This window comes from Catenuloplanes nepalensis (assembly GCF_030811575.1).
Taxonomy (GTDB): Bacteria; Actinomycetota; Actinomycetes; order Mycobacteriales; family Micromonosporaceae; genus Catenuloplanes; species Catenuloplanes nepalensis.
In genome coordinates, this window is the sequence record NZ_JAUSRA010000001.1 from 5,327,794 (window position 1) to 5,352,484 (window position 24,691).

The 24,691-nt window shown below is 75.0% G+C and carries 5 protein-coding genes; 1 reads left to right on the plus strand and 4 read right to left on the minus strand.

What is annotated here, in order from left to right; genetic code table 11:
- Positions 1-38: 38 nt before the first annotated feature.
- Positions 39-21,539, minus strand: coding sequence for a hypothetical protein (locus J2S43_RS23095; RefSeq protein WP_306832500.1), 21,501 nt, complete (start codon positions 21,537-21,539; stop codon positions 39-41).
- 254 nt (positions 21,540-21,793) lie between these two features.
- On the opposite strand from J2S43_RS23095, the gene J2S43_RS23100 reads away from it, so the two are divergent.
- Positions 21,794-22,537 (plus strand): hypothetical protein, encoded by a 744-nt coding sequence (locus tag J2S43_RS23100; RefSeq protein WP_306832501.1) that lies wholly within the window; start codon positions 21,794-21,796, stop codon positions 22,535-22,537.
- Positions 22,538-22,624: 87 nt separating this feature from the next.
- Here the strand turns inward: J2S43_RS23100 and J2S43_RS23105 are convergent, their stop codons facing one another.
- From J2S43_RS23105 to J2S43_RS23115, 3 genes are read right to left on the minus strand one after another with little or no spacing between them, the layout of a single operon-like run.
- Positions 22,625-24,001, minus strand: a complete 1,377-nt coding sequence (locus J2S43_RS23105) for an EsaB/YukD family protein (protein WP_306832503.1) — start codon at positions 23,999-24,001, stop codon at positions 22,625-22,627.
- Positions 24,002-24,313, minus strand: coding sequence for a WXG100 family type VII secretion target (locus J2S43_RS23110; RefSeq protein ID WP_306832505.1), 312 nt, complete (start codon positions 24,311-24,313; stop codon positions 24,002-24,004).
- 38 nt (positions 24,314-24,351) lie between these two features.
- Positions 24,352-24,669 (minus strand): WXG100 family type VII secretion target, encoded by a 318-nt coding sequence (locus tag J2S43_RS23115; protein ID WP_306832506.1) that lies wholly within the window; start codon positions 24,667-24,669, stop codon positions 24,352-24,354.
- Positions 24,670-24,691 lie beyond the last annotated feature (22 nt).

Consider the following 24,691-nt stretch of genomic DNA (forward strand, 5'->3'; position numbering starts at 1 on the left):
GACGGTGTGCCCGGGGCCTGCCCGCCCCGGGCACACCGTCAGTCCATACAGGTCAGCACGAGTTCGGCGAACGTCGCCAGCTCGTCCGCGCGGTCCCGGTTCGCCTCGGACATCCGGCCGATCTGGCGTACCCAGTTGACCCGGTCGGTCTTCTCGGCGAAGTACATCCGGTTGTTCCGGATGAGCTCCGCGGCCGCCTGCGGCACGCCGGTGCCGGCCGGTGCCTCCATGGTCAGCCGCAGCGCCTCCATCACCGCCGCGTTCGCGTTGTGCGTGACGTCGTCGTTCGCACCGGCCGCCAGGTCGCGCAGCGTCTCCAGCGGGACCGTCCCGGTGATGGCCGGCCGGGCCAGCAGCGCGGCCCTGATCTCCGGGTCCGTCTCGGTCAGGTAGGCGAACGCGGTGTGCTCCTGGTCGGTCTCGGCCATCGCCAGGATCGCCCGGTGCGCGGTGACCGCGAAGTCGCCCGCGTCGTCGCCGCCGACGACCGGGGCCGGGAGCGCCTTGACCGGGCCGTGACCGGCCGTGACGTCGCGGCCGGGCCGCCGGGTCAGGATGCGCTCGACCGCCGCCCGGTTCGCCGGGCTGCGCAGGTCCTCGCGGAACGTGGAGAACAGCTCCGACCTGCGGGTCCAGCCGGGCGCGGACAGCCAGACGTGGAGCTCGTCGGAGAGCACGTCGCCGTACCGGCCGTGCACCGGCTCGGCGGCGGCGCGGGTGAGCGCGTCCAGCGCGCCGCCGGTGTTCTCCGTGCGGCGCCGCTCGCCGGGCAGTTCGACGTCCCAGCGGCCGGGGGCGGTGCGGCTCGGACCGGCGACCGGCACCTCGTACAGCGCGATCTGCGCCGCGATGAGCGGGCCGGCGTCCCGGTCGGCGAGCACCACCACCGGGCGGACGCCGAGTTCGTACCAGCCCTCCAGCACGCCGCCGAGCCGGTCCGCGATCGTGGCGTCGTCGCCCCGGCCGACCACCACCACCGGCTGCTCGCGCAACGGGCCGGCGGGGCCGGTCAGCGTGGTGTGCGCGTCGTGGATCTCCGCCATCAGGCGCTCGTCCGGGCGCGCGCCGAGCACGACGACGTCGTCCCGCGCGCTGACGCCGTGCGGCAGCCGGGGCGAGCGCCCGGCGGCCTCGGCCGGACGGGTGGGCGGCTGCGGCGGGGTGCCGGTGTCCGGGCCGGCCTCACGGGCCGGGTCCAGGTCCGGCTCGTGGTCTGTCCCGGGCTCCGCCCCATCGAAGCGGGAGCCGTCGTGACCCGAGCCGTTGCGGCTGGAGCCGTCGTAGGACTCCCACGACCCGTCTCGGCTGGAGCCGTCGTGGTCGGAGCCGTCGTGGTGGGAGCCGTCGTGGTCGGAGCCGTCGTGGTGGGAGCCGTCGTGGTCGGAGCCGTCGTGGTGGGAGCCGTCCGGCTCGGCGGGCTTGGGCGTGAGCTTCCGGAAGCCGAAGTCCGTCCACTCGTCGAGCGGCGTCTGGCGACCCTCGTTGATCTTCTCGATCAGGTTGTCGGCCGGCGTCGGACCGCCACTGAGCGAGTCGTGCGGCAGCGTGAGCCGGAGCAGGCCCTTCCGGGCCGTCGCCAGCTCCTCCTCCGTCGACTCGCGCTGCGTGAACGACAGGATCTGCTCGATCGACAGCCCGAAACGGTCGGTCAGCGTCTCGTCCGGCCTGAGCACCGGCGATCCGGCGCTCTCCGGACCCAGGTGGACGCGGCCGCCCGCCTCCTCCGCGAGCCAGGCCTCGGCGCCGTCCGCGCCGCCGAACACGAACCGGGCCGGGCCGTCCTCGGTGCCGGGCTGGACCGTCGTACCGTGCGGCGTGACCCACTCCTGGCCGCCGCCCATCGACCGGATGTGGAACGTCTCGCCGAGCGCGCCGAACGTCGGCCTGTCCGTCGAGTCGAGCGCGATCACGGTCCGGCTCGCCGGCAGGTCGCCGTCGACCAGGTGCTGCGGCACCCGGATCACCGACGGGCCCTGCAGCGGCGTGTGCCGGCCGTCCGGCCCGCGCGTCACCAGCAGGCGGTTCGCGAAGTTCTGCAGCTCGGCCGGCGTGTACCGGCGCCATTGCTCCGCATCCTCCTGATCCCGCTGGTGCGGCAGATCCACGACCATGCGGGTACGGACGTCGTCCGGCATCCGGGCGATCGTGTCCCGGATGGCGACGGGGTCGCTGACGTCCGGCGTGATGACCAGGTTGTGGAAGCCCGCCCGCGGCTCGGGCAGGTAGCCGACGGTCATGGTCAGCGGGCCGTCGGTGGAGAGGAAGAGCAGCTTGCCGGTCCGGCGCAGCACGTACCCGGACGGCACGCCCGCGCTGAGCCGGAGGAGCTCGGAGTCCACGGCCGGTGGCGCCGCCTTCGCCGCGTCCTTGGCCGACTTGGAGTCGGTGCCGGTCCCGTGCAACGGCCGGTCCCGGGGCGTCTGCACCCGTACCGTCTCCGCGGGCTGCCAGGGGGCCGCCGGATCCAGTGACCGGTCGGTGCGCTGCGCCCGCGGGTTGCCGACCATGTCCTGTGCGCCGCGGCGGCGCGCCTCGGCCAGCCCGTACGCCGTGTTCGCCTCGAGCCGGAGGCGCTTCGCGTCGTCGCGGTCGGTGGTCGCCGCCTGCACCGCCGGGTCCTTGGTGGTGCCGCCGGACGCCGTGGCCCGCCGCAGCCGCATCTCCATGATCCGGAGCCGGGTCTCGGCCAGGTCCAGCGCGCGCTTCGCCCGGGCGGCCGTCTCCGTCTCCACCGCCAGCGTGAGCCGGGCGGTCTCCGCGGCCAGTTCCCGCTCCGCGTCGAGGTGGAGCAGGCGGGCCGTCTCCGCGTTCCGCAGGATCTCGTCCCGCGCGGCGCCGTGCGGCCGGTTCGCCTGCGCGGCGGCCGCCGCCTGCGCCTTCATCGCCTGGGACCGGGTCTCGGCGACGACCTTCTCCGCCTCGGCCACACGGTCCGCCGCCTGCTTGCGGTCCGTCGCCCGGACGACCTCGTCGGCGGCACGGGCCGCCTCCAGGACGGCGGCGTCCATCCGGGCGTCGGCCCGGATCTGGGCGCTGCGCCGCTGCGCGTCGTCGGTCAGCGTCCCGGCCGCCTCCTGGTCCGCCTCCGCGGCCCGGAACTCGGCTCGCGCCACCGCGTTCCGCGCCCGCGTCCACTCCAGGTTCCGCTCGGCACTCTTCTGCTGCGCCTCCACGGCCGACGCGGTCGGCCGGGCCGTGGTGGCGGCGCCGGTGCCGTGCATCGGCGCGACCTCCGGCAGGTCGACCCGCGGCGGCTCGGCCAGCGGCGGTGTGTCCGGGCGGTTCGTCCGCAGCACCCGCGGGTGCTCGACCACGTCGTCGGCGATGCGGGCCCGGGGATGGGCGAGCGCGTGCGCGGCGCGGGCCTGGAGCAGGTCCTTCTGTGCCAGGTCGAACGCGATCTTGGCGTCCTTGACCGCCTGCGGCCGGGTGGCGGCCGGTGCGGCCTCGGCGCGCTTCAGGTTCGCCCTGCCGATCCGGAAGTTCCGCTCGGCGATCTCGAGTGCGCGCCGGGCACGGGCGAGCTGGTAGTCGGCCTCGGCCTTCGCCAGCCGTGCCGCGACCGGTGCCTTGGCCTGCTCCGCCGCGCGGAGCGCACCGTCCGCCGCGTCGAAGTCGCGCACCATCCGGCGGACTGATTCGAGGTGAATCCGGGCACCGGCCAGCGCCGGGTCGTTCGGGCCGGTCGCGTTCTTCTCCGCCGCCGCCAGTGCGGCCTCGGCGCCGCGCAGCACGCGGTCGGCGGTGTCCTCGAACTGCCGGACCACGGTCGGCGTGCGCTCGTCCTTCGGCGTCCCGCCGGGAGCGGTCGGGGCGTCCACGGCCTTCGGCGTCGCACCGGAAGCGGTCGAGGCGTCCGCGGCCCTGCCGGCGGCTGCGGCCTCGCCCGCGGCCTTCTCCGCGGCTGCGGCCTTCTCCGCGGCCAGCGCCGCGGCGGCCTTCCCGGCCGCCTGCACGGCGGCTCTCGTCGCGCGGATCCGGGCGATCTTCGCCGCGCGGGACTTCGCCGCCGCGGCCGTCCCGGCCTCCTGCGCACCGGTCGTCGCGGCGCGGAGCTCGGCGATCCTAATCCTGCGGTCCTCGGCCGAGGCGCTCTCGTCGAGCGGCGCGGCGGCCATCGCCGCACGGATCTGGGCGATCCGCGCCGCGCGGGCCTTCTCCGGGGTGCTCCGGCCGGCCGGTCCGGCGGGCTTCGGCGCGAGGGCCGACGGCGCGGACGTGCCGGCCTCCTGCTCCAGCGCCTCCTTCGCCGTGGTCCAGGCCGTCAGGGCCTCGTCGTACGCCGTGCTGACCGTGACGAGTTCCTCCGCCGCGGCCTTGCGCGCGTTCGCCAGGTCACGCGTCCTGGCTGCCTCGCTGACCGCCTGGTCGGCGCTCAGCCAGCGTTCGGTCGCCCGGGCGAGGGCGGCTTCGTGGACCTCGACCGGCGGATTCGGGGCCGCCGGAGCGGTGCCCTGGGCGGCCTTCGCCTCATTCAGTGCCCGCTCGGCCGCCTGCGCATCCGTCAGCGCGGCCTTCCGGTCGGCCTGCGCGGCGTCCAGCGCCTCCGTCATGTGCTGCGCGGACGCGGCGGCGGCCACGACCGCCTGTGCCGGCGTCGGGGGCTTGATCCGGTTGCTCGCCGCCGCGCCGGTGCCGTTCATCGGCGTGACCGTCGGCACGCCGGGCCGGGCCAGCGCGGCCAGGTCGAGGGCGTCCGGCCGGTCGGTGCGCGGGGCGCGCGGGTTCTCCACCCGGTCGAGGGTGATCCGGAAACGGGCCTCGATCAGGTCGCGGACCTTCCGGGCCTCGTCGCGCTGCCGTACCGCGTGGTCATGGTCGTTCTTCGCCTGTTTCCGGGCCTCTTCCCTGGAGATCGGGTCGGCGGGCCGGGGCTGCGTCTCCACCTCGGCCGTCGTGCCGGGCCGGTGCGGATCCGGCGCGGGATCGGGCTCCGGAGCCGGCGGCGTGTAGAACCGGTCCGCCCGGTCCTGCGCGGCCTTCGTCACCAGCACGTTCCACTCGGCGGCCTCCAGCGCCCGGCGCGCCCGGGCCAGCTGACCGGCCTCGTACGCCAGGGTCAGACGCGCCTCGGCGGCGGCCCGCACCGGCTCGGCGGCGCGCAGCGCGGCGTCCGCGGCGTCGAACCGGCTCACCATCCGGCGCACCTTCTCCAGGTGCTGCTGCGCGTCCGCCTCCGCCCGCGCGTGGCTGCCGTCCGCCACCCGCTGCCGGTCGCGGGCCAGCGTCGCCTCGGCACCGCGCAGCACCTGATCGCCGAGGTCGCCGGGCCGGCTCAGCACCGTGCCCAGGTCGCCCGGCTTCGCCGGTGGCGGGGTCGGCTTCGGCGCCGGCTGGTTCTCCGCCTGTGCGGCCGCCGCCGCGGCCCGGTCCGTGCGGGCCCGCTGCGCGGCGGCCCGCTTGTCCAGCTCGGCCGCGAGCCTCGACTGCTTGAGCGCCTCGTGCTTCAGCGCGGCCCGTGCGCGCCCGTACTCGACCTCGGCGGCCCGGTGCGCTCGCCGGGCCTCCTTGACGGCCTCGATGTCGGCACCGGCGGTGTGCCGGAACCGGGCGTAGAACTCGGCCTGCTCGGCCCGGCGCAACTCACTCGCGGCCTTGGCCAGCGCGGTCTCCGCGTCCTTGGCCGCGGCGGCCAGCTCGGCGTCCCGCGCGCTCTTCGCCGTCGCCGCCGCCTCCGCGGCCGCGGCCCGCTGGGCCTGCCGCTGCCTGTACGCCTCCGCCATCGGCGCGAGCGCGGCGGCCCGCTCGGCCTCCGGCAGCGCCGCCACGTCCTGGCGAGCCGTCGCCGCGGTGGCCCGCTCGGTCTCGCGCACCGTCTTCGCCTCGGCCGCCGCGGCGGTCGCGGCGGCCCGGTCGGCCTTCCGCTGCCGATCCACGTCCGCCCTGGCCCGGAGCACGGCCGCCTCCGCCTGCTGGTACGCGGTGAGCGCGGTCTCGACCCGCTCCACGGCCTCCTCGACCGTGCCCTGGTGCGCACCGGCGCGCAGCGCCGCCTTGATCGGGTCGTCGGTGCGGCCCGACTCCGCCGCCCTGCCGGTGCCGTTCATCGGCGCGGCGTCCGGGATCCCGGTCCGCACGGTCGTGGCCCGCGCCCAGGTGGACGGGTCCACCGGCCGGTTCCGGTTCGGCACCCGCGGGTTCTCCACCAGGTCCTGCGCGATCCGGAACCGGGGCAGCGCCAGCGCCAGCGCGCTGGCCGCCGCGCCCCGCTCGCGGAGCGCCTTGTCGTACGCCTCCTGGGCGCGCTTCACCGCGCGGGCCTTCGGGCCGTCCGGCGCGCCCGCCTTCGAGGTGGACCGCTTGTCGTCCGGCATGGCCTTCGCCCGGCGCAGCTCGGACTGGGTCGCCCGCACCTTCGCCTCGGCGATCGCCACCACCCGGTGGGCCTGCGCCGCCGTCTCACCGGCCCGGGCGCGTTCCTGCAGCGCCCTGGCCGTGGACAGGGCGTTCTCCGCGGTACGCACGCTGCCGATCGCGTCGTCGAGGAGCTTCCGGAGCCGGTGCAGCTCGGTGAGCGCGGGCGGCTCGGCCCGATCGCCGGCCGCCTGCTCCGCGAGGGCCCGCTCGGCCGTGGCACGCTGCTGCGCGACCTGTGTCCGGAGCGACCCGACCGTGGCCCGCGCCCGGTTCAGCGACTCCTGCGCCTCGACGATCCGGCGGGCGGCGTCGCTCTGCTCCGCCGCCCGGACCTTGGCGAACTCCGCTTCGCGCAGCGCATCCGCGGCGTCGACGCCGCGGTTGTGCGCGCGGATCAGCGCCATGTCCCGCGCCGGGCCGGGCGGCAGCGTCCGCGCGTCCCTCTGGGCCTGCGCGGCGTCCTTGCCCTGCTGTACGGCGGCCTTGATCGCGTTGTCCGCCCGCTTGACCGCCTGTTCGGCACGCGTCACGGACTGCGCCGGCGTCTCGGTGGCGCCGCCCTCCCCCTTCGGGGCGCCGGTGCCGTGCAACGGGTCCTGCGTGGGCGGGTCCACGCTGGCGGCCGAGGCGGGCGCGGTGTCCGCCGCGTCCACCGGCCGCTGGGGGCGCAGCACCCGCGGACTGTCGACCCGGTCGTGCGCCACCCGGAGCCGGGCCTCGGCGCGGCCCGCGGCCTCCTGTGCCGCCTTCAGCGCGCGCTGTGCCTTGTCGTGCTGGTCGGTGGCCTTGTCCACCGCGGTCGCCCGCGGGCCGGCGGTGGCGGACTTCCCGGCACCGGTGGTGGCCGCCGAGGGCGGGTCGGCCGGCATGGCCCGGGCCCGGGTCAGCGCCGCCCTCGTCTCCCGGGCGTTCGAGCGTGCGATCTCGGTCGCGGCCTGCGCGCGGGCGACCGTGTCCAGTGCCTCGGCCCGCGCCCAGAGCGCCCTCTGCGGCAGCAGCTCGTCCTCGGCCTGGCGCCGCTCGGCGCGCATGGTGTCGTACCGCTGGACCAGCGCATCCCGGTCCGCGTCCTCCGGCCGGACCCGGTCCGGGGTGGACATCGCGGCATCGTCCCCGGCCGCGGCGTGCAGCGCCCGCTGCGCGGCCCGGTAGGCCCGGGCGACGCTCGGCGCCGCGTCCCTGAGGCGCTCCTCCAGCTTCCCCAGCTCGGTCCGCGCGTCCTTGAGGTCGCGGTCCGCACGCAGCAGCTCCGCCGGACGCTCCGGCTCGGCCGGCTCGCCGGTCCTCGGCGCGGCGGGCGGCTCACCGGCCTTCGGGGCGGCCGGCGGCTCCGCGGCCCTGTCCGCTGCCGCGATGTCCGCGAGGTGCTTCGCGTCGGCGGCGGAGTACGCGGCCTCGGCGGCCTCGACCCTCTTCCGCTGCTTCTCGATGTCCCGCCGGAGCTTCGCCTCGGTGTCGGGCAGCGAGCTGTCCAGCGTCCGGTGCCGGTCGACGGCGCGCAGCGCGCGCTCCGCGAGGACCGCGTTCGTCCGTGCGGTGTCCGCCTTCGCCTGGAGGTCCGCGAGCGTCTCCGCGTGCCGGCGTCTTTCCTCGGCGCGCCTGAGCGACCCGGTGGCCTGGCGCAGGTCCCGTTCCGCGTCACCCTCGGCGGCGGCGGTGCGCCGCACGGCCGCGGCCCGCTCCGCCTCGTCCGGCAGCAGGCGCGCCCACTCGCGCTCGGCGCGGGCCCGGTCGCGGGCCCGGGCGGCGTCCGCGATGGCGTTCTCGGCGTTCACCACGTCCGTCTCGGCGCGCTTGAGCGCCTGCGCCGGGGTCAGCGTCACGGCCGGGTTCGTCCGGGCCGCCTCGCCGCCCTGGATCGGCGGCACGTTCGGGCCGCCGACCGGCCGGGTCTCGGCCGGCCGCCACGCGGCCGCCGGGTCCGCCGGCCGGTTCGGGTCCAGCCTGCGCGGGTTCTCGACCGTGTCGCGGGCGATGCGGAACCGGGCCACGAGCAGGTCCCGGGTCGCACGCGTCTTGGTGACCTCGCGGGTGGCCGCCTCGTGCGCCTTCTTCGCCGCGTCGACCGCCTTCGCCTTCGGCCCGGCCGCGGCCTTCGCCGCCGGTGCCGTCGCGTCCGGCGCCTTCTCCTGTCCCGTCGCGTCCGGCGCCTTGCCCTGCGCCGTCGCGTCCGGCGCCTTCTCCGCCGGTGCCCGCTCGGCCGAACTGGACGCGATCACCGGCTCCGGCGTGCCCGCCGATTCCGGCGCCGCCACCGGCGTGCCGGACGACGTGTCCTGGGTGGACGATGCCGTCGTGGCCTCGGGAGCCGGGGCCGGCTTCGGGTCGGCGGGCATCGCCTGTGCCCGCGCCAGCGCCGCGCTGGTCGCCCGGGCGTTCGCGAGCGCGTCCCGCAGGGCCATCTCGGCGCGCAGCGACTGCGCGCCGAGCTCCTCCCGCGCCAGCACGGCCTCGGCGCGGTTGAGCGTGACCTCGCGCTGCCGGAGGTCGCGGGTCGCCGTGTCGAGAGCGCGGCGCGCCTGGTACCGCTGCCCGTTCTCCGGCATCGCGGCCCTCGCGGCATCCGCGGCCTTCGCGGCGGTGTCGGCCTTCGCGGCGGCCGCGACCCCGGCTGCCTCCCTGGCCTCCGTTGCCTTCGCCTCGGCGGTGGCGGCCGCGTCTCGGGCGGTGTCCGCGGCCTTCGCGGCGGCGGTGGCTTCCGCCGCCTTCGCCGCCGCCTCGGTCTCCGCGGCCTTCGCCGCCTCCGGAGCGGCGTCGGCCTTCGCGGTGGCCGCATCGGCCTCGGCCTTCCGCGCGGCGGCGTCCGCCGCAGCCCGCGCGGCATCCGCGGCCTTCGCGACGGCGGTGGCTTCCGCAACCCTCGCCGCTTCCTCGGCCTCCGCCGCCTTCGCGGCATCGGGAGCGGCCCCGGCCTTCGCGGTAGCCGCCTCCGCCGCGGCATCCGCGGCCTTCGGCGCGGCCGCGGCATCCGCGGTATCGGCTGCATCCACGGTCTTCGCGGCATCGGCGGCGCCGGCGGCCCGCATGGCCTCGGCGACCGCGTCCGCATCCGCTCGCGCCTTCGCGGCGGCCCTGGCGGCCACGGCGCTCGCCGCCTCCGCGGCCTCCGCTCGTTCGGCGGCCTCAGCGGCCTTCGCCTCCGCGATCCTCGCGGCCTCCACGGCCGCCAGCGCCTCCTCGGTTCGCGCGGCCTCCGCGGTCTTGGCGGCCTCGGTGTCCGCCGTGGCCTTGGCCGCTTCCGCGGCCTTCGCCCGGGCCTCGGCCTCCGCGGCCTTCGCCTTCGCGATCTTCGCGGCCTCGACGGCCGCCGCGGCTTCCGCGGCCCTGGCGGCGTCCACGGTCCTCGCCGCGTCCGCGGCCTGCACGGCCTGCACCGCGTCAGCGAGCCTCGCGGCGTCCACGGGCGACGGCGTCTCCGCAGCCCTCGCGACGTCCGTGGTCTCCGCGGCCTCTGCCGTGTCCGTGGCCTTCGGGGCCGTCGACGTTTCCGCCGAGTCCACGACCGACACGGTTTCCGTGGCCTTCACGGTATCCGCGGCCTTCGCAAGATCCGCGGGATCCGTACCCGTGGCGGACTTCGCGGCCTCTGCCGCGTCGGCGGCGTCGGCGGTCCTCGCCACGGTCGCCGCGTTCGCGGCCGACGTGTGCGTCTCCCGGGCCTTCTGCAGCTCGGTACGCGCCTCGGCCACGGTCACCGTGGCCTGCGCCTGCGCCCGCTCGAGGCCCAGGACCCGCTGCGCCTGGGCCAGCCAGTCGAACGCGGTGTTGTACCGGGTGATCGCCCCGTTGATCGCGCGGGTCCGGCTCACGTCGTCCGCGGGCAGCTGCTCGGCCCGGTGGATCGCGTCGGCCGCCTGGTGCAGCTCCAGCCGTGTGGTGTGCAGTCGCCGGTTCCACTCGGCGAGGCTCTGCCGGGCGGCGGCCTCGCTGTAGAGGTCGGTGGCCGCGGCCATCGCGGCCGGCCGGGCCGGGTCGTCCGGCTTCAGCTGGCGGGCCCGGTCGACCTCCGCGGACGCCGCGGTGAAGTCCGCGTGCGCGGCGGCGTACGTGGCCTGCGCGGCCCCGGCCGCGTGCAGTACCGCCGGGGTGGTCGCGCTGCCCGGCGCCGCGGCCGCGATCGCCGACAGCGATCCGCCGAGCACACCGCCGCCGGGCAGACCGGCCGGGCGCGTGCCGTCCCCGGTCTCCGGCGCGTTCTCGCCGCCCGTGAGCCGCGTGCCGGACGGCGTGCTGATGCCGTCCCCGGCGAGGGTGCCGGGGGTCCCGGCCCGCGCGGGATCCGTGCCGGACACGCCGCCGGGCCGGTCGGCCGGCGGGTTGCCGGTCGAACCGGTGCCGTCGGTCCGGGTGCCGGTCGTCGTCCCGGTCCGGGTCGTGGTGTTCGTGTGCGTCGTGGTGGCCGTCTCGGTCGCGGTGGAGACGTCGGCCGGCCGGTCGGTGACGGTCCCGGCCGGGGCCTCGTCCTGCCCGCGCAGGCCGGTGCCGGGCGGGTCGCCGGGGTCCGCGGGGTTGCGCGGGCCCTGCTGGCGCGGCGGCTGGACGACCGTGGCCGAGCCGTTGCCGCGGTTCAGCGTCGGGCCGTCCGCTCCGGTGTCCGGCAGGTCGCGCAGCGATCCGGAGCCGTATCGGCCTCCGCCGGACGAGTCGGTGCCGCCGCGGCCGGACGGGCCCAGCTCCGGCGGGTCGAGGTCGCTGAGCGTGACCGGGCCGTCGCCGGGCTGCCACGAGCGGCCACCGCCCGCGGAGGTGCCGTCGCCGCCGAGGCCCTCGCCCTGCATCGTGCGGATCGTCACCGGGCCGTCGCCGGGCCGCCACGTCCGGCCGCCGCCCGCGCGCCCGCCGTCCACATCGGACCGAGGTCCGGTGGCGGGCCGGTCCGCCGGCGCCACGTAGTCGCTCCCCGGCTTCCAGTCCGCGCCGTGCGCCGCATCGCCGGGATAGCGGCCGGTGCCGCCCGGCGCCTCGCCGAGTTCCTGTGAGCCGCCGTCCCACGTCCGGGCCGGTGCCTTCGGCTCCGCCGCCGGGGACCCGACCGGCATGTCCTTCGGACGATCCGCCGCGAGCCCCGGCCGATCCGGGTTCCGGGCCGCACCACCCGGCGTGGCACCCAGCTGCTGCGACGAACCCTGCCACGAACCGGCGGCCGGCGCCTTCGACTCCCCCGCCGAGGACCCGACCGGCATGTCCTTCGGACGATCCGCCGCGAGCCCCGGCCGATCCGGGTTCCGGGCCGCACCACCCGGCGTGGCACCCAGCTGCTGCGACGAACCCTGCCACGAACCGGCAGCCGGCGCCTTCGACTCCCCCGCCGAGGACCCGACCGGCATGTCCTTCGGACGATCCGCCGCGAGCCCCGGCCGATCCGGATTCCGGCCCACACCACCCGGCGTCACACCCAGCTGCTGCGACGAACCCTGCCACGAACCGGCAGCCGGCGTGTCCGTCTCCGCCGGGGTGACCTCGTCGCCCCGCGTCCAGCGCTGCTTCGGATCCACGTTGTCCGCGTGCGCCGGGCTGTCCGGATGCCGGCCGGTGCCACCCGGCTGAGCGCCGAGCGGCTGCTTGTCGCCCGCCATCCAGCCGGGCGGAGTGGCCGCATCCGGCGTCGAGCCGTCCGTGCCGGGCTCCCAGCGCTGCTGGCCCGGGTTGTCCGCGTGCGCGGGGCTGTCCGGGTGCCGGTCGACCCCGCCGGGCCGCTCGCCGAGCGTGCGGCCCTGACCGGTGAAGTTGCCGGAGGGTGCCGGAGCGTCCGGGCGGACCAGGCGGACCGTGATCTCGGTGCGGGCCGCGTCCGGGCCGGCGTACCGGACGCCGGCGTCGCCGAGCTGGATCCGGAGACTGTCGAGCTGCCGGCCGACCGAGAGCGGCACGCCGTCCTGGTTCAGCCCGTCGAACTTCACGGTGTTCGCGATGCCGTCCGGCAGGTCACCGGTGTCCCGGGAGATGCGCACCGACCAGCCGTCGGCGAGGTCGTACCCGCCGTCGGGGCGCGGCTTCATGCCGGCCGGGCCGTCGCCGGGGCGGACGCCGTCGGCGAGCCCGGCGATGGTGCCCTCGGGGAGGGAGCCGCGCAGGCCCGCGCGGGCACCGCCGAAGCTGACGTCGGCCTGGGTGAAGAACGCCTTGCCGTACTCCTGGCTCAGTGTGCGGTTCGCCCGGGGGCCGGCCGGGCCGAGCAGGTCGCTGAATGCCGAGTCGGCCGTGCCCTTCAGGTCGGTGAGGCGCTCCTCGAACCGTACCCGCGACGGCATCTCGTTCTTGATCTGCGCGGCCTCCGCGTCGAACCGGGCCCGCGCGGCCTGCACCGACTCCGCCGACCAGCCGTCGCGCTGCAGGCCGGGCCGCAACTGCTCGTCGAGGTCCATCATCCGGCCGCGGATCTCGGCGGACATCCGGGAGACGCCGCCGGAGTCCAGCCGCAGGCCGGGCTGGCGGACCGTCTGCATCAGGTCGTCCTGCAGCGAGCCGAGCAACTGGTCGCGGTGCTGGTGCAGGTCCAGGTGGCGGCGCGGGGCCGGGCCGTTGTACGTCTCGCCGAACTGCCGCACCCGGCCGGAGACGATGTCGTCGACCGACGCGTCGAGGTCCTCGCGGGCGGCGCGCAGGCCGTTCGCGGTGCCGAGCGAGTCGCGGTGTTTGAGCATCGTGTCGATCACGCGCGCGTCCAGCTCGCCGGCCATCGACGCCCGGAGGTTCGCGGACTGCTTGTAGGCGCCCTCCGGCGACAGGCTCTGCTCGCCGAGTCCCCCGTTCCACCGGCCGAGCCGCTCGTCGACCCGGGCACCGGCGCCGCGCTGCGCCTGCGCGGACAGCTCCGGGGAGCGCTGCAGGTAGCCCTCCAGGCGGCCGCCGAGCGCCGCGTCCATCTCGTCCCAGGCGCCGCGGTTCGCCGGAGTGAAGGCGTCACCGCTGTCGAATCGGCGGGCGACCACGGAGTCCACGGAGACCTGCACGTCGCGGGCGAACGCGCGCACGCCGAGCGCGATGTCGGCGTCGCCGATGCCGTTCGCCCTGGCCTGCTGCACGGCCCGGTCCACCGCGGCCCGGTGCCGGGCGATCTCGTTGTGCTGGAACGCCTCCAGCCGCAGCTTCGCCTGCAGATCGGCGGACTTCTGGGTCCAGGCGTCCACCGTCCGCTGCCACGACAGCGAGTCGACCGGGGCACCGTCGCGGACCAGCGGCCCGAACGTCGACTCGAACTCCGCGCGGTACTCCTGCGCGAACCGGTTCCGCCAGGCCGTCTGCTCGGCGCCCCGCATGTCGTGCAGGAACCTGAAGCGTGCGTCGTCGGCCACACCGGCGGCCCGGGCCTTGTCGCGGCTGGCACCGACCACGCCGTCGAACACGTCGCCTGAGTCGGCCCGCAGGCCCTCCACGGCCCGGGCGGTGCCGATCTGCGGCGCGAACGCCTTGCCGAGCTGCTCGACCCGGGCGTCGAACGCCGCCCGTTCCTCGGCCGAGACGGGTTTCGCCTCCGGCAGCGTCTGCGCCGTGCCGGGCCGGGCCGTCTGCCCGCCCTGGACCGGCGGCAGCTCCGTCTCGGGGCGGGACAGGCCCGGGTAGTTCTCCGGGGCCAGGCCGTCGCGGCCGGTCGGGGAGACGTCGCCCGGCACCAGGTCGTCGGCGGTCCCGGTGCGGATGACCGAGTCGCCGGGGTCGGGGGCGCGGACGCTCGCGGCCAGGTCGGTGATGGTGCGCTCGGGCAGCGGCGCGCGCAGCCCGGCGTTCCCCATGCCGATCGTGTCGTCGACGGCGGTGAAGAACTCCCTGCCGTACTCCTGGCGGAGCGCGCGACTGGCGATCGGGCCGTCCGGGCCGAGCATCCTGCCGTACGCGAAGTCCGCCGTGTGCAGCAGCTCCGACAGCTTTTCCTCGTAGCGGATCCGGGCCGGCATCTCGCCGCGGATGGCCTGCGCCTCGGCGTCGAACCGTTCGGCGGCGTTGCGGACCGCGTCCGGCGAGTACCGGCTCTGTTCCAGACCGGGCCGCACCGCCTCGTCGACGTCGGCCATCCGGCCGCGGATCTCGGCGGACAGCCGGGTGATGCCCGCGGAGTCCAGGCGGACGCCGGGCTGCCGCACGGTCGCGGACAGGTCGTCCAGGAGCGACTCGACGTGCTGGTCGCGGTGCTGCATGAAGTCCAGCTGGCGGCGGGCCGCCGGGCCGTTGTAGGCGTCCGCGTACGGCCGGAGCCGGTCGGCCACGGCCTGGCCGACCACGGAGTCCAGGTCGCGGCCGGCCGACCGGGTGCCGTTGGCCGAGCCGATCCCCTCGCGCTGCCGCAGCATCGACTCGATGACGTGCGTGCGGACGTCACCGGCGATCGAGGCGCGCACGTCACCGGCCTGCTTGGCCACCTGGCCGGGCGGCAGCGCGTCCGTGCCGAGCTTGGTGTTCCACGCGCCCAGCTGCCCGTCGACCCGCTGGTCGAGCAGCGCGCGCATGCGGGCGGAGAGGTCGGGGGCCCGCTGCAGGTAGTCGTCCAGCCGGCTGCCCAGGGCCGAGTCCAGGTCGTCCCAGGCGCCGCGGTTGGCCGGCGCGAACGCCTGGTCGCCGGAGTGCCGGCTGACCAGCGTGTTCGTGGACATCTGCACGTCGTGGGTGAACGTGCGCACGCCGAGCGCGATGTCGGCGTCGGCGATGCCGTTCGCTCGGGCCTGGTCCACCGCCCGCTGCACCATGGGCCGGTGCCGGCCGATCTCCAGGTGCTGGAAGACGTCGAGCTTGAGCTTCGCCTGCAGGCCGATCTGCTGCTGCTGCCAGGTCTCGACCGCCCGGTTCCAGGCCGGCGTGTCGACCGGCGCGCCGTCCCGCACCAGCGGCCCGAACGTGTCCTCGAACGCCTGGTCGTGCTCCTGCTGGTACCGGCCGCGCCAGGCGGGCCGCTCGGACTCGGGCAGGTCGTGCACGAACCTGAACCGCGAGTCGCCCTGCGCGTTCGCGGCACCGGCCGTGGTGCGGCTGGAATCGATCACGTCGTCGAAGGTCTTGCCCGGATCGCCGCGCAGGCCGACCGCGCTCTTCGCGGTCGCGGTCTGCCCCTGAAGCTTCTCGCCGAGCGCCTGGACCTTGGCCTCGATCGACGAGACCGGCATCGACGTCCGCTCCGGCAGCGGGAGTGCGGTGCCGTTGAGCTGACCCGGCATAGCGTCCGGGTCGGTGTGGGCCAGCCCGGGGAAGTCGTGCGGGGCCAGGTCCGGGCGCCCGAGCGGCGTGGGGTCGCCCGGCACCAGGTTGCCCTCGGTGCCCGGCTTGACGGTCGTGCCCGGCGGGACGGTCACCGGGGACTGCTCGGCGAGCGCGTCGAGGCGCGTGCCGAAGCCGTCCCCGTCCACCCGCTCCTGCGCGAGCCACGCCTGGTTCTCGAAGTCGCGGCTGCCGATCGACTCCCGGTGGGCGCTGACCCAGTCGCTGCGGAACCGCTCGGCGAGCGCGTCGTAGGTGCCGGGCGAGAGCGACGAGTGGACCGGGTCGGTCCGGGTGCCCATGATCTTGGCGAACTCGTCGGCCGCGGCCGCGGGAAGGTTGCCGAACTGCGGCTCCGCCCTGATCCGAAGGCGCAGGTTGCCGGCGAGCGCGTCGAGCTGCTTGCTCCAGGCCTTGCCCTGCGGCTTCAGGTCGGTGTGCCGGGTGGCGAACGAACCGGGGGACGCGTCCCACAACTCGGCCCGCACCTGCCGCAGCGCGCCGTGCCACGCCTTCTCCACCCGGGCCATCTGAACCTGGTCGAGCTTCGGCAGCTCGGCCTCGTGCGCCAGCGAGCGCTTGACGAGCTTCCCCTGCTTCGGGGACATCGCCGCGTCGAACGCCCGGTGGAACGAGTGGTCGGCGACCTGCGACAGCGCCAGGTCGTCGTGCAGCCGGCCCTGCGCCTCGACCAGCTTGTCCTGGACCGTCTTCGGCTTGTCCGCGTCCGGGCCCCTGCCGGATCCGGAGCCCTTGCCGGTGGCGGGCGTCGCCGCGGTGGACGCCTGCGGCGTCTCGTTGATCGTCCGGACGGTACGGAAGAAGTCCGCCCCGGCCTGGTCGAAGTACTCCCGGCCGAGCACCCGCTTGTCCGGGCCGCGCGCGCCGGCGTACTGCGCCGAGGTCTCCTCGAACACCTTCCCGGCCGTCTCGCGGGCCTTCGGGTCGGTGATCCGCTGCAGCTCGCGCCAGGACGCCTCGCCGCCGGGCCAGTCCTTCGGCATCGGCTTGTCCGGCTGGACCGGCCGCGGGTTCTCGGCGGCGCCGGTGAACCGGGCCTTGAACTCGCCGGCCGCCCTGTTGAACACCTTGCCGGCCTCGGCCGGGTCCATCACGCCCTCGCCGCGACGGCCCCACATGTCCCCGCGGAGCATCTGGGCGTGCGCGTTCCAGTCGGCGCGGATCGACGCCAGGTCCTCCGGGCGCAGCCGCGCGGCCAGCTCCGGGTTCGCGTCCGCCCACTCGCGGTACGCACGACCGAACGTGGTGTCCGAGTCGTTGCCGCGCAGCCGCAGCTCCTGCTCGAACCGGGCGCGGTTGACGCCGTCGGACCGGATGTCCTGCCGCGCCTGCTCCAGCCGGGCCGCGACCTCCTGCGCGTTGCGGGGGCCCTTCGCCGGCTTGGCGCTACCGGTGTCCGCGTCCGCCGCGCGGACCCTGATGTCGCCGAGGTCGCCGCCGATCCGGTTGTGCCGGGCGAGGTACGCGCCGTCCGCGAACGCGGTCTCGGCCGCGTCCATCCGCTGCTGCCACTGGTGGTGCTTGCCGTCGCCCGTCTCCGCCGGCCGGTTGATCGCCCTGGGGTCGTTGCCCCAGATCTCGGTGAACTCCCGGTCGAGCTTGGACCGGGTCCCGTTCCGGATGTCGGTCCTCTCGGCGTTGGTGAGCTTCAGTTCGGACGGGCTGGAGGCGAACTGGCGCTGGTCCGCGGCCTCGGCCCGGCGGAGGACGCCGTTGATGGCACCGGCCTTCTCGAGCGCGGCCGCGGCCCGCCCACCGTCCGCGGCGGACAGCTTCTGCGTGGTCGTCGCGTGCACGTCGGCGGTGCGCGCGTACGGTGACGCCTCCCAGCTGTCCTCGTGCAGCTTGGCCGCGGTGTCACGCAACGCGTTGTGCTCCGCCCGGCGGGTCGACTCGGGCACGTCCGCGTTGCTGCGCACCCGGCCGTCGACGTCGGTGCGGAGGTAGCTGTCCAGCTTGCTGCCGAAGCTGCCGGTGCCCTCGCCGCGGTCGGCCGGTGCGGTGGTCTCCGGACCGCCGTCCCGGCTCGACGCGGCACGGAAGTTGTTGAACTCCTCGCCGTGGATCCGGGCGATCCGGCCCGGCGACGCGCCGCCCGCGGCCAGCGCGTCCAGCTCCTGCCTGAGCTTCGGCTCGACCTGCTGCTTGAACCGCGACTCGATGGCCTGCTCGCGCTGGACGCGGGCGGTGAAGTCGTCGCGCAGCTGCTGCTGCCGGGTCTGGAACGCGCCCTCGTCACCGCGCGTGGCCGCGTGGGCGGCCCGGACCTCCGCGACGTGATCACCGGTGGCGCGCGACATCGCGGTGGTGCTGGCGCCGTCCACCGTCCGGTCACCGGCCCAGGCGGTCTCCCTCGCCGCGACCCCGTCGGTGGCCGCGGCGCTGCGCAGGTCGTTCTCGGCGCCCTGGGCACGCGCGTCGAGGCGCCGGGACAGGTCGCCGCGGTTCATCGGCGAGTCGCTGCCGGCCGATCTGCGCCAGTCCGCCAGGTCGGTGCGGACGCCGTCCTCGTACGAGCTGCGCACGGTCTCGGCGTTGCTCGGCGGGCCGTCACCGCCGGCGCGGGCCGCTATCGCGTCGAACTTTCCGCTGCTCTTGGCGAGGTTGCCGATCTCGCTGACCCGGGTGGGCAGCGAGCTCTCCCACTCCCGCCGGATCGTCTCGAGGTGCTTGGAGTTCGCGTCCGGCCCGGCGTTCTTGATGGAGACGCGCAGCTCGTCGGCGACCGTGTTCCGAATCGCCGACCGGGAGTTCTCCAGGCCGGGGTTGTCCCTGATGTACGCGTCGACGGCCCGGTCCGCGTTCCGGCCGGTGATGAAGTGGGTCCGCTCGAAGTTCGCCTCGGTCCGGAGCTGCCGGCCGACGTTCGCCTCGACGTTGCGCATCGGGTCGGTGATGCCGTCCGCCGGCCGGGCCGGCGCCGACTGGGCGTCGCGCGTCACGTCGGCCTCGACGCGCCGGATGCCCGCCTCGCTCAGCCGCCAGGAGCCCTTCTCCTGTGCTTTGAGCGTGGCGGCCTGCTCCTCGCGCACAAAGGTGCGAGCACTCTGCGCGATCTCCTCCGGCGTGTTGCCACTGATCGTCCGCGGGGCCTTCGGCGCCGGTGCCGGCTCGCCGTTGGCGATGGCGCGAGCGCTCGCCGCGACCTCTTCGATCGTGTTGCCGGTGACGCGGCGCGGGGACGGCGTCGTCGCGGGTGTGTCGCCGGCCGAGCTGCCCGGCCGCGAGGTCGCCGGGGTGTCCGGCCGGGCCGGTGGCACCGCGTCGGTGCCGCGCCCGCCGGTGGACGAGTCCAGGGTGGACGCTTCCAGGCGGCGGTTGACCTCCATCAGGTCGACGGCGTCGTCGCGGCCGTTCCGGGCCGACCGCGCGACCGTCGGCGTCTCCGACAGCTCGGGGTCCGGGGTACGGCTGCCGATCGAGCCGGCGTCGTCGGATCCCTCGCCGGTCCGGCCGGCGGGCGGGCTCACGTCGCGGCCGGCCGGGCTCTCCGAGCCGGGCAGCGTGCGGGGCGTCTCCGGAGCCGACGAGGACCCGGTCGGCCGGGCGGGCGGGGCGGGCGCGCGCTGGATCGAGGTGCCCTCGCCGCCGGCCCCGGTGGACGCGGCGAGCCGCTCTCCCGGCTGCATCGGCGGGCTCGACAGGCTGGGCGTGTCCGCGCCCGTGGCCGTCCGCGTCGACTCGATCGACTGCCCGCGCTGCAGCGACCCGGGTTCCAGCGCGTTCGGGTCCGCGCCCGCCGGTGCCTTGCGACCGGGCGGCAGCGAACTCAGCGACGAGTCGCCGCCGATGGAACCCGCGGCGGACCCCGGGCGCGAGGACTCCGCCGGCGGGTTGCGGAACATGTCCGGCTGACGGAACGACTCGCCGCCCGCGGCGCCGCCCGCGCGGGACGACTCCGGCGGCGGGGTCCGCAACGAGTCCGCCTGACGGAACGACTCGCCGCCCGCGGCGCCGCCCGCGCGGGACGACTCCGGCGGCGGGGTCCGCAACGAGTCCGCCTGACGGAACGACTCGCTGCCCCCGGCGGCGCCCTGGCGCGGCGGCTCCGCGACGGGGTGAAGCGACTCCTGCGAGCGGACGGTCTCCGGCGACGAGGACCGCGACCCGACGGGGGTCTCCGGCACGCCCGGGGTGCGCCCGCGAGACGCCTCGGGCGTGGGCGACGTGCCGATCACGTCGGCCGGGTTGTTGACCGGGCCGCCGCCCGGGTTCCCGACCTGCTTGGCCGGCGGCACGGCGGACATCTCCGGCATGTTGCCGGAGCCCGGCACCCGGGTGGAGTTGCCCGGCGAGTTCGCCGACGGGTGCAGGCTCGGCGTGTCGACCGGGTTGCTCGCACTGCTCGGCGGGCGGGAGATCGAGTCGCCGGGCGACTCGACCGGCCCGCGGCCCTGCAGCGACGCGGGCGGCGCCTCCATGCTGCCGGAGAACTGATCGCCGCCCTGCGGCAGGCGTTTCGGCGGCGGCGCCTGGCCGACGCCCGCGGCGAAGTCACCCACCTGCTGACGCTGGGGGATGTCTCCGCTCTCGATCGATCGAGCCGGCGGGCCGTCGGTCAATCCGGAGTTGTTCGGGATGGTGAAGTCGGTGTTTCTCGGCGAGTTCGTGGCCTCGATCGTCGGCGGCCGGGACGTGATGGTGCTGTCGAAGCTCTGGCCGCCGGTCTTGATCGGGGCCGCCTGGTCCGGTCCCTTGGCCGTGACCTTGGGCTGCGGCTCCAGGTTGGTCGACGTGAAGTTGTTGTTGCCGAGCTCGACCTGCGACGGCGCGGTCGGCGGCCGCTTGCCCTGGATGCCCTCGGGCGCGGACATGTCGCCGGTCCGGATCGTCTCCATCGACGGACGGCGGGTGGGCGGCGGAGGGCTCGACGCGCCGGGCGCGATCGAGCCGTCCCCGGCCGAGGCGGTGATCTCGCCGGAGAACCTGGGCGGTGCCTGACCGATGTCGATGCTCGGCCTGCTGGTGATGCTGTTCAGGTCGACCCTGCTGACACCGGCGCCGGTGTTGCCGGCGTTCGGCACGTTGGCAGGCGCGTTGCTGCCCACCGGCGGCGCCTCGAAGGTGCCCGCCTTGTTGAGGGCGGGGTTGCCGGGAAGGTTCCCGGCGTTGTAGATCATGTTGTTGACGTCGGTGGTGTTGTTGGCGATCTGCTCCGGCCCGAGGGTGCCGTCGTCGAAGCCAGTCTTGATCTTGCCGCCCACGCCGCCCATGGGCTTGAAGATCTTGAAGAACGCCAGCTCCAGCGCGCCACCGAGCAGGATGTTGAAGGTGGTGCCGACCGGGTCCGGCTTGAACGGCATGGAGTGCGTCTGGCCGACCGCGGCCTGGATGCCGAGGTCGACGGCGGCGGCCCAGAACGCGCCGTTGACGAAGACGCCGATGTACTGCGCCACGTTCCGCGAGATGAACGGGATCGACCGGAGGAGGAAGGCGACCATCTCGCCGACGGCGCCGAGCACGCGGCCGAGACCGGCGAAGAGCATGGCGAGGCGGGCCGGCAGCGTGATCGCCATCAGTGGCAGCATGACCAGCATCAGGGCCATGCCGACGCCCATCAGGATGGTCATGATCAGGTCGAGGAGCTCCTGCCCCTCCTGCTGTTTGAGCGCGGTGCGGAGCTCCTCGGCCATCTCGTCGAGCGAGTCGGCCATCGCGCGGCACGCATGCCGGAGCTCCTTGACCCGGACGATGATGATCTCACCGGTCCGGTTGACCTGCACGAACGTGTCGCCGGTCCAGGTCACGCCGACATGGGGGAAGACCGGGATCTCGTTCTGGGCGTTGTACTGATACTGCGGGTCGCCGGCCGGGGTGTGCTGGTTGTACTCCTCCTGCGAGGGGAAGTCCGCCCCGATGATCCGGTTGACGGTGCTCTCCAGCGCGCCGATCTGGTCGCCGAAGAGGCGCCACTGGGTCGCCAGCAGGTTGATATTGGCGGGATCCGGATGGACTGCGCCATCGTCGTCTGCCACGTGCCCACCTCCCGGACCTTCCGCGCGCGGAGGGCCGGGCCGCGCGGCGACGGTCCTCTGGCTGCGGACCGAGCACCGCAACGATAGAAGGCCCACACCCGCCTCGGACAGGCCCACGTTTACCCCCGTCCCGGTCACCGGAAAAGGGACGTTGCCCGGCCGGGGAATCCCGCTGCAGAGTGATGCTGCGGACGACTGTCGTCGCGTAGGCCGGCCGCCCGCACCGACGTTCACGGACCCGGAGGAGCCTCGTCGTGGCCGATGACAAGATCGTAATTCCCGGACCGTACTCCCAGCCGCCGATCGACCTCAGCGACGACGAGGAGGAAGAGGACACGCCGCCACCGCAGCTCCCCGAGGTCGGTAGCCTGGACGCGCCTGCGCCGAACGTCGACCCGCCCACCCTCACGGTCAGCGAGACCTGGACCGACGACACGGAGGGCCGCTGGCAGTCCGGCCCGGACATCACGGTCGAGAAGCCGCCGTCCGGCGACAAGGACCAGGAACCGCTGGTCGACAACACCCCCCACGTCCAGCAGTTCAGCATCAACACCGGCAACGTGGTCGACAGCGTCAAGCTCGCCATCACCGACCTGAAGACCGCGGTCACGGCCTACAACACCCACAAGGCGTACGTGAAGGACAACCTCTGGTTCTTCTCGGTGGCGACCAAGGAGGACATCGGCGCGGACAATGACCCGTTCAGCAACATGACCGACAACGAGTCCTTCGACTTCAGCACGGGCATGTACTGGAACTCGGGCACGCAGAGCAACAACTACACCGGGCCGAGCCGGGAGATGGTCGAGCAGCTGGAGACGTACCAGAACCGGCTGATCGCGTCCGCCGCCGACGTCATCACGCTGGTCAGCCAGTTCACCCTGGCCGTCGACGGCGCCGCGCAGGCCTACGCCCAGATCGACTACAGCAGCCAGTTCCCGGACCCGCCGGTCATCACCGAGGTCACCATGGACAACAACACCGGCAACATCTCCTGAGCACCTGATCGGAAAGGGCGGGGCGGGAGACGTGCGCCTCCCGCCCCGCCGCCGTCAGCAGATGATGCCGTCAGCCGGGGAGTTCCGTCAGCCGATGATGCCGGCGCCGATGTCCGCCAGCTCCGAGTAGACGCCGTAGACGCCCATCGCCAGCGGTGCGACCGACAGGTTGCACAACATGCCGACCACCTCGGCGACCGACCGGCGACCGGCCGCGGCCGCACCGGCGAGCGACACATCCGTGGTCGACTCCGTGATCGGCAGCTCGACCAGCGTGATCAGCACGCCGATGCCGAGCACCACGAAGCCGCCGATCACCAGCGCCACCGCGGCACCGCCGGTGCCGAAGAACCGCTCCGCGATCGCGCCGACCGCGGAGAAGACGCCGGTCAGGCCCGCGACGCCGAATGCGACCGCCTCGCTGCGGAAACCGGCCTGCTTCGTGCGGACCAGCAGCGCGGCACCGGCGACCGCGGAGAGCGCGATCGCCCACCAGTTGCCGGAGAGCGCGAGCACCGGCTGCGCGATGATCAGTGCCAGCACCGGCCCGGCGATCACGAACGTCAGCACGCCGCGCGCCCGGACCAGCATCACGGTGACCGCCTGCGCCATCGGCGCGCTCGCCTTGGGCGGCTTGGACGCCCACGCGGTGATGCTCGCCGAGATCCACTTCGAGCCGCCGAGCAGCGCGATCGCCGCGACCACCACGGCCGCGGCCGCCTCCGCCGCGTTCACCCGCAGCGGCAGGAACAGCGGGACGAGCAGGCCCGCGACCAGCATCTGCAGCTCGACCGCGAACAGGATGATCTCGGGCGTGGTGGCCAGCGCCATGACCATGCCGAGGTTGGCACCGGCGATCACGCCGACCCACCAGAGGCTCGCGCTCAGCTCCGCGAACAGCAGCCCACCGGCCGTGGCCATGCACACGGCCGAGGCCAGCGACATGCCGAGCGTCAGTGCCGGGGGTACGGCCGAACGCCGCTGCTGGAGGCCCCACGACGTACCCAGCAGCACGAGTGCCGCGAGCGTCATGCCGATCGCGCCCGCGAGCCCGCCGTGCAGCCACAGCAGCACGACACCGGCCGCGGCCAGCCAGGCCAGCGACAGCCCGATCACCACGAGGCCGCGCGGGCTCTCCTTCGAGCGGTAGTCCTCGGTCTGGTCCGCGACGAGTTCCTCGATGTCCTCGATCGCGGGCTCGCCGCCGGGGTCACCGGCGACGTCGATCAGGTAGAGCACCGCGCCGTCGGCGACCCCCGCGTCCGCGAGGGTGTCCTCCAGCGCCAGCGGTGCCCCACCGGCCGGGATCAGCGACCAGGCCGGCGGGAACACGTCGTGACTGTCCTGGCCGCACAGGTCGGCGAGCCGGCCCGCGTACTCGCCCACCGGTGCGGCGGCGGGCAGCGCCACGTCGACGCGCTTGCGCGTGCCGACGACGGTCACGAGGCTGCGCTGATCGGCCATCTAGTGCTTCCAGGTGGCCGTGTTGGTCAGCTCGGCCTCGGTGTAGTTGTTGTAGTTGACGTTCAGCGCGTGGGCGATCATGCCCATGATGCCCTCGGGGCCGAACAGGCCGTCCGCGGCGACGTTCCACGCCTTGCGCTGGTCCTCGAAGTAGATGTAGGTGTCACCGGTCCAGCTCTCGGCCAGCGGCAGCAGCTTGCTCTCCAGCATCATCAGGTTGTTGACGATCTCCTCGGAGATGCCGTTGATGAACGGACCGGCGTCCCCGAGGCTGTCCGGGACCTTGAGGTGGGTGCCGTAAACGTCGGCCATTGGTGGCTCCTTCGTGGCGTGCTGACGGGGGGCGCGTTCTAGAAGTAGACGCCGGGGATCTCGCCGTTGACCTCGACCAGGTTGGTGGTCGCGAACTCCTCGACGCTGGTGTAGTTGTTGAAGTTGCCGCGCAGGCCGTCACCGATGTTGATCAGTGCGTTGTGCAGCATCACGCCGAACGCGTCGAAGTCGGCCATCAGCGCGTCGAAGTTCAGCGCCGCCACACCCTCGTACTCGTCCCGCAGGCTGATCACGTAGTTGCGGGTGACCTGCAGCTGCGCCTCGATCTCGGTCGCGCTGGTGGTGCAGTTGGCGGCCGCGTCGGCCACGTATTCCGGGGTTACCTCGAACGCCACGATGTCCTCCTCGGTACGGAGC

Coding starts and splice junctions, on each gene's coding strand:
- J2S43_RS23110 (WP_306832505.1), bottom strand. CDS start 24,313: ATGGCCGACGTTTACGGCACCCACCTCAAGGTCCCGGACAGCCTCGGG.
- J2S43_RS23105 (WP_306832503.1), bottom strand. CDS start 24,001: ATGGCCGATCAGCGCAGCCTCGTGACCGTCGTCGGCACGCGCAAGCGC.